This is a genomic window from Hydrogenophaga sp., from assembly GCF_051007235.1.
Lineage (GTDB): Bacteria > Pseudomonadota > Gammaproteobacteria > Burkholderiales > Burkholderiaceae_C > Hydrogenophaga.
In genome coordinates this window covers 1-5871 of sequence record NZ_JBPCSJ010000342.1, presented here as the reverse complement: position 1 = coordinate 5871, position 5871 = coordinate 1, and the positions used below count along the sequence as shown (strand labels likewise).

Below are 5871 nucleotides of genomic sequence, written 5' to 3'. Positions count from 1 at the left end.
GCGGGCCTGGCGCGCCATGGCGTCAGGAGACGATGTACGCGCCCGAGCCGCAAGACAGCAGCTTGCCGTCGGCGCCCACGAACTCCATGCGGGTGGAGCCCACGCGCGAACCCAGGCGCATGACCTCGGCGCGCAGTTCGAAGTGTTCGCCGATGCCGGGGCGCAGGTAGTCCACGCGCAGGTCGATGGTGCCGAGCTTGGAGAAGCGCTGCAGGCGCTGTTCGGGCGGCTCGTCCATGTGGCGGGCGCCGATGGCGGCCATGACGGCCAGCGCGCCGGTGGTGTCGAGCCCGGCGCTGATGACGCCGCCGTGCACGCGGTTGTAGCTGTAGTGGCCCACCAGTTCGGGGCGCATGTCGATGCGCGCGGTCACGCGTTCGGGCGTGAGGCTGGTGATCTTCAGGCCCAGCACTTTGTTGAAGACGATCTTTTCTTCAAAGATGGCCTTGATGCCGTCGATGAACGCGGGCTCGAAGCCGGTGAAGGGCGCGGTGTGTTTGCTCATAGTCCTGATTGTCGTGCGGCGAGTTCTTTCATGATCTCTTCGGCGCCACCGCCGATCATCATGACCTTGACTTCGCGGTAGATGCGTTCGCTGGCGGTGCCGCGCATGAAGCCCATGCCGCCGAGGATCTGCACAGCGGCGTCGGCGCAGAACTGCATGGTCTGCGTGGCGTGGTTCTTGAGCAGGCAGACATGGCTTACCCAGTCCGGCCCCTGGTCGCCCGCGTCGGCGCGGGCGGTGACGGCGTCCACCCAGGCCTGGGTGCTTTCGATGCGCATGCGCATGTCCATGAGCTTGTGGCGGATGGCCTGGCGCTCGATGAGTGCAGCGCCAAAGGTCTGGCGCTGGCGCGCCCAGTCCACGGCTTCGTCGTAGCAGGCCTGGGCAAAGCCCAGCGCCATGGCGCTCATGGCCAGGCGCTCGCCGTTGAAGTTGCCCATGACCATGCGAAAGCCCGCGCCCTCTTCGCCCAGCCGGTAACGCACCGGCACGCGCACGCCGTCGAAGCGCAGGTGCGCGGTGTCGGAGCAGTGCCAGCCCATCTTGTGCAGCGCGCTGCGCGAGATGCCGGGCCGGTCCATGGGCACGACCAGCATGCTGATGCCGCTGGCGCCTTTGTTGGCTGACCGGTCGCCGCCGGGCCGCCCCAAGGCGACCGAGCCCCCGTGGGGGGCAGCGACCCGCGAAGCGGCGGAGTGTGGGGGCTCCACCTCTGTTCGGACGGCGAGCGTGAGCCAGTCGCAGCGCATGCCGGAGGTGATGAAGACCTTTTCGCCGTCGATGACGAAATCGTCACCTTCGCGGCGCGCGGTGGTGCGCAGCGCGGCGACGTCGGAGCCGCCACCGGGTTCGGTGATGCCCAGGGCTGCGATGCGTTCGCCGCGCAGCACGGGCGGCACCACCTCTGCCTGCAGCTCGGGCGAGCCGTGGGCCAGCACCGGCGGCAGGCCGATGTTGAGCGAGAACAGGCTGGCCATGAGGCCGCCGCTGGTGCCGTGGCGGGCCAGCGTTTGCGACAGCGCGTTGCGCGCGCGCCAGGGCGCGGGTGTGCCGCCCAGGTGTTCCGGGTAGCCCAGGCCGAGCAGGCCGAGGTCGGCGGCGTCACGGTACAGGTCGCGCGGGATTTCACCGGCCGCTTCCCAGGCGTCGAGCTGCGGGCGCACGCGTTCGAGGGCGAAGCGGCGCACGGTGTCTGTCAGGGCCTGCAGGTCGGCGGCGTCAAAGCTGCTGTCGGCGGTGGCGTGGACACTCATGCGGCCTCCGCTTCAAAGATCACCAGTACCTGACCGGGGCCGACCTGCTGACCCGGCGCGACCGAGACAGACGCCAGGGTGCCGTCGCGCGGCGCGGCGATCTGGTGCTCGATCTTCATGCTCTCGATGGTCAGCAGGGTCTGCCCGCGCGCGACGCGGTCGCCCGGCTGGACGGCCACGGCCACCAGCTTGCCGTTGAAGCGTGCCCGCAGCTCGCGCGCGGCGGGGCCGCTGCCGCTGGCCACGGCCGCCGTGTGGCTCAGGTCCTGCAGGCGCAGATCGTGGGCGCCCCAGCGCACGTGGCGGTGGCCGTCGGGCCCGCGCACCACGGCAGCGACCTGCGTCAAACCGTCCAGCGTGACGGTGTCGGTGCCGACGTGGGCCTGGTGGCGCTGCTCGCCCGCCTGCACCTGCAGCGCGCCGTGGCCGAGTTCGCGCACCTGCAGGTCCACCGTCGTTTCGCTCAGCCGCACGCGCAGCGGGCGGGCGAAAGGGCTGGGCAGCGCGGTGAGAGGGCGCCCCAGCCAGGTGGCGGCCAGCGCGGCGGCCACCTGCGCAGCGTGCGGTGGGACCAGCGCCTCGCGCACGCAGTCGCCGTGTTGCGCCAGGAAGGGAATGGTGGCGTCACCCGCGGCGAACACCGGGTGGCGCAGGCAGGCGGCCAGAAACGCGCGGTTGCTGGGCAGGCCTAGCAACACCGTCTCGTCCAGCGCATTACCCAAACGGTCGATGGCCTCGGCGCGCGTCGGCGCGTGCGCGATCAGCTTGCCCAGCATGGCGTCGTAGTGCGGGGTGACCACGCTGCCGCTTTCCAGCGCGTGGTCAAAACGCAGACCCTCGGCGAGCGGTGGTTCAGCAAAGCGTTGGACCGTGCCGGCGTGCGGGGTGAAGTGTTCGTCTTCAGCACAAAGGCGGACTTCGATGGCGTGGCCGCTCAGTTGCACCTGTTCCTGCGTGAGCGGCAGCGGTTGCCCGCGGGCGACGCGGATCTGCCACTCAACCAAATCCAAGCCGCTCAACATCTCGGTGACAGGGTGCTCGACCTGCAAGCGGGTGTTCATCTCCATCAGGAAGAACTGACCGCCGTCCAGCAGAAACTCCACCGTGCCCGCGCCCACATAACCCGCGCCCTGCGCCAGCGCCACCGCACAGCGGCCGAGTTCGGCGCGCAGTTCGGGCGACACCGCAGGGCTGGGGGATTCTTCGATGATCTTCTGGTGGCGGCGCTGCACCGAACAGTCGCGCTCGCCCAGGTGGATGCAGTGGCCGTGCGCGTCGGCAAACACCTGCACCTCCACATGGCGCGGGGCCAGCAGCGCGCGTTCGATCAGCAGGTCGCCGTTGCCGAAGCCGGCCAGCGCTTCGGAACGCGCGCTGTGCAGCGCGGCGGGCAGTTGATCGGCGCTGTGCACGAGCCGCATGCCGCGGCCGCCACCGCCGGCCACAGCCTTGACCATGACGGGGTAGCCGATGCGCTGCGCCTCGGCGGCAAAGGTGGCCTCGGACTGGTCGGCGCCGAAGTAACCCGGCAGCACCGGCACGCCCTGGCGCAGCGCCACGGCCTTGGCGGCGGACTTGCTGCCCAGCGCGTGGATGGCCGCGGGCGGCGGGCCGACCCAGGTCAGACCGGCGTCGATGACGGCCTGGGCGAAGTCGGCGTTCTCGCTCAGGAAGCCGTAGCCCGGGTGCACCGCATCGGCCCCACTGGCGCGCGCGGCGGCGATGAGTTTGTCCGCGCGCAGGTAGCTGTCGGCCGAGGCGGTGCCGCCCAGGGCCACCGCGGTGTCGGCCTCGCGCACGTGAAGCGCGTCGCGGTCGGCATCCGAAAACACCGCCACGGTCGCGATACCCATGCGGCGCGCGGTGCGGATGATGCGGCGGGATATTTCGCCGCGGTTGGCGATCAGAAGTTTCTGCAAACGTGTCACGCGGCTCATCTCCCTGCACGCTGCGCGTGCCGTGCCATTTGGTGAGCGCTCCACATGCGCTGCGCGCAGATGTGAGCGCTCCCCCGCGCCCAAGCGCGAACACCGCGGTTGGCGATCAGCAGCCGCTTCATGCGCTGCCCTCCGCCCACGGTGCGGGCTGCTTGCGTGCGAATGCCCTGAGGCCGGACGCGGCCTCCGGCCCGCGCAGGGCCGACGCGAAGGCGATGGCGGCCTCGTCGCGCAGGTCGGGCAGCGGGCCGTGCAGCCGGCGCAGCAGCTGTTTGGTGGCGGCCACCGCGCCGGGTGCGGCCAGGCGGTACCGGGCCAGGGTGTCGGCCAGGGCCGCTTCCAGCTCTCCGTCGGCCACCACCGCGTTGACCAGGCCCAGCGCCTGGGCTTCCAGCGCGCTGTGGTGCCGCCCGGACAGCAGGCACTCGCGCGCTGCGCGATCCCCCAGGCGCTGCCACACATAGGGCGCGATCTGCGCCGGCGGCAGGCCCAGCGTGACCTCGGGCGTGGCGAACACGGAACGCTGGGTGGCCAGCACCAGGTCGGCACAACAGACCAGGCCAAAGCCCCCGCCCATGGCCGGCCCGTCCACCGCCACCACCAGCAACTGGGGCAGCTGCGTCAGCGCGTGCAGCACGTCGCCAAAGGCGCGGTTGGCGTCGATCAGCGGGTCGTGCGCGCCCTCGGCCAGCGGCTGCCCGATGGCGCTGGCGAAGTGCCCCAGGCTGCCGCCGGCGCAAAAGGCGCCGCCGGCACCGGCCAGCACCACGGTGCGCAGCGAGGCGTCGGCCTGCGCGCGCAGGCAAGCCTCGAACAGCGCCACCACCATCGCGTCGGACAGCGCGTTGCGCGAGCCCGGGTCGTTGAGCGTCCAGCGCTCGGTGTCGCCCTGACGGACCACCAGAAAGTTGTTCATGGGGTCGCCCTCACTTCACCGGGCGCTTGGCGATGCCCATGATTTTGGTCAGGATGCCGAGCATCACCTCGTCGGCACCACCGCCGATGGAGGCCAGCCGCCCGTCGCGGTACATGCGCGAAACCTTGTTGTCCCAGGTGAAGCCCATGCCGCCCCAGAACTGCAGGCAGGTGTCGGGCACGGTGCGGTTCAGGCGCCCGGCCTTGAGCTTGGCCATGGTCGCCCACTCGGTCACGTCCTCGCCGGCCACGTAGTGTTCGCAGGCCTGGTAGGTCAGCGCGCGCAGGCTCTCGACCTCGGTCTTGAGTTCGGCCAGCTTGAACTGCACCCACTGCTGGTCGGCCAGCGTGGCGCCAAACAGCTGGCGTTCCTGCGCGTAGTCCACCGTCCACTGGATGCAGTTGGTCAGGCTCTGCAGGCAGCTGGCGGCGGCCCACAGGCGCTCTTCCGGGAACTGCTGCATCTGGTAGATGAAGCCGGCACCTTCCTGCCCGATGCGGTAGCGCTGCGGCACGCGCACCTCGTCGAAGAACAGCAGGCCGGTGTCGCTGCTGTTCATGCCGATCTTCCTGATCTTCTGGCCGACCTCGAAGCCTTTGACGGTCTTGCCGTTCTCGCGCAGCGGCACCATGACCAGGCTCTTGTTCTTGTGCGCCGGGCCGTCGCTGGTGTTGACCAGCATGCACATCCAGTCGGCCTGCAGGCTGTTGGTGATCCACATCTTCTGGCCGCTGATGACGTAGTCGTCGCCGTCCTTGCGCGCCACGGTCTTGATGGCCGACACATCGCTGCCAGCGCCGGGTTCGCTCACGCCGATGCAGCCGACCGCGTCACCCGCGATGGCGGGCGCCAGGAACTGCGCGCGCAACTCGTCGCTGCCAAACCGCGCCAGGGCCGGGGTGCACATGTCCGTCTGCACGCCGATGGCCATGGGCACGCCGCCGCAGTGGATGTGGCCCAGCGCCTCGGCCATGGCCACGCTGTAGGAATAGTCCAGCCCCATGCCACCGTAGGCCTCGGGCTTGGTCAGGCCCAGCAGGCCCAGCTGCCCCATCTGCTTGAAGACCTCGTGAGCGGGGAAGATCTCGGCCGCCTCCCATTCGTCCACGTGCGGGTTGATCTGCTCGTCGATGAAGCGCTTGAGGGTCTTCTGGATTTCGCGGTGCTCGTGGGTGAACTGCATCGTTGTCTCCTGGTGTTGTTTGTCTACATGCGGGCGACGCCGAACTGCATGCGGCGCGGCTGGCGCTGTGCGGCTTC

The 5871-nt window shown here is 70.0% G+C and carries 5 protein-coding genes; all 5 read right to left on the bottom strand.

From position 1 onward, the window contains the following. Positions 1-22: 22 nt before the first annotated feature. The 5 genes from ACR2JA_RS12205 to ACR2JA_RS12185 all read right to left on the bottom strand — a co-directional run bounded on the left by ACR2JA_RS12205 (position 23) and on the right by ACR2JA_RS12185 (position 5794). A complete protein-coding gene (locus ACR2JA_RS12205) occupies positions 23-505 on the bottom strand; it encodes a thioesterase family protein (protein ID WP_434009350.1) in 483 nt (160 codons plus the stop codon). Further along, the gene (locus tag ACR2JA_RS12200; RefSeq protein ID WP_434009349.1) at positions 502-1758 is read right to left on the bottom strand and encodes an acyl-CoA dehydrogenase family protein; all 1257 of its coding nucleotides are present in this window, start codon (positions 1756-1758) and stop codon (positions 502-504) included. The genes ACR2JA_RS12205 and ACR2JA_RS12200 overlap by 4 nt, the downstream gene beginning before the upstream one ends. After that, positions 1755-3677 carry a biotin carboxylase N-terminal domain-containing protein gene (locus tag ACR2JA_RS12195; RefSeq protein WP_434009351.1) on the bottom strand — a complete coding sequence of 641 codons (1923 nt, stop codon included), beginning with the start codon at positions 3675-3677 and terminating at the stop codon, positions 1755-1757. Before ACR2JA_RS12195 ends, ACR2JA_RS12200 begins: the two co-directional genes overlap by 4 nt. Before the next feature lie 136 nt (positions 3678-3813). Then, positions 3814-4611, bottom strand: coding sequence for an enoyl-CoA hydratase/isomerase family protein (locus tag ACR2JA_RS12190; RefSeq protein ID WP_434009348.1), 798 nt, complete (start codon positions 4609-4611; stop codon positions 3814-3816). 10 nt (positions 4612-4621) lie between these two features. Next, a complete protein-coding gene (locus ACR2JA_RS12185) occupies positions 4622-5794 on the bottom strand; it encodes an acyl-CoA dehydrogenase family protein (protein ID WP_434009347.1) in 1173 nt (390 codons plus the stop codon). Between the last annotated feature and the right edge of the window lie 77 nt (positions 5795-5871).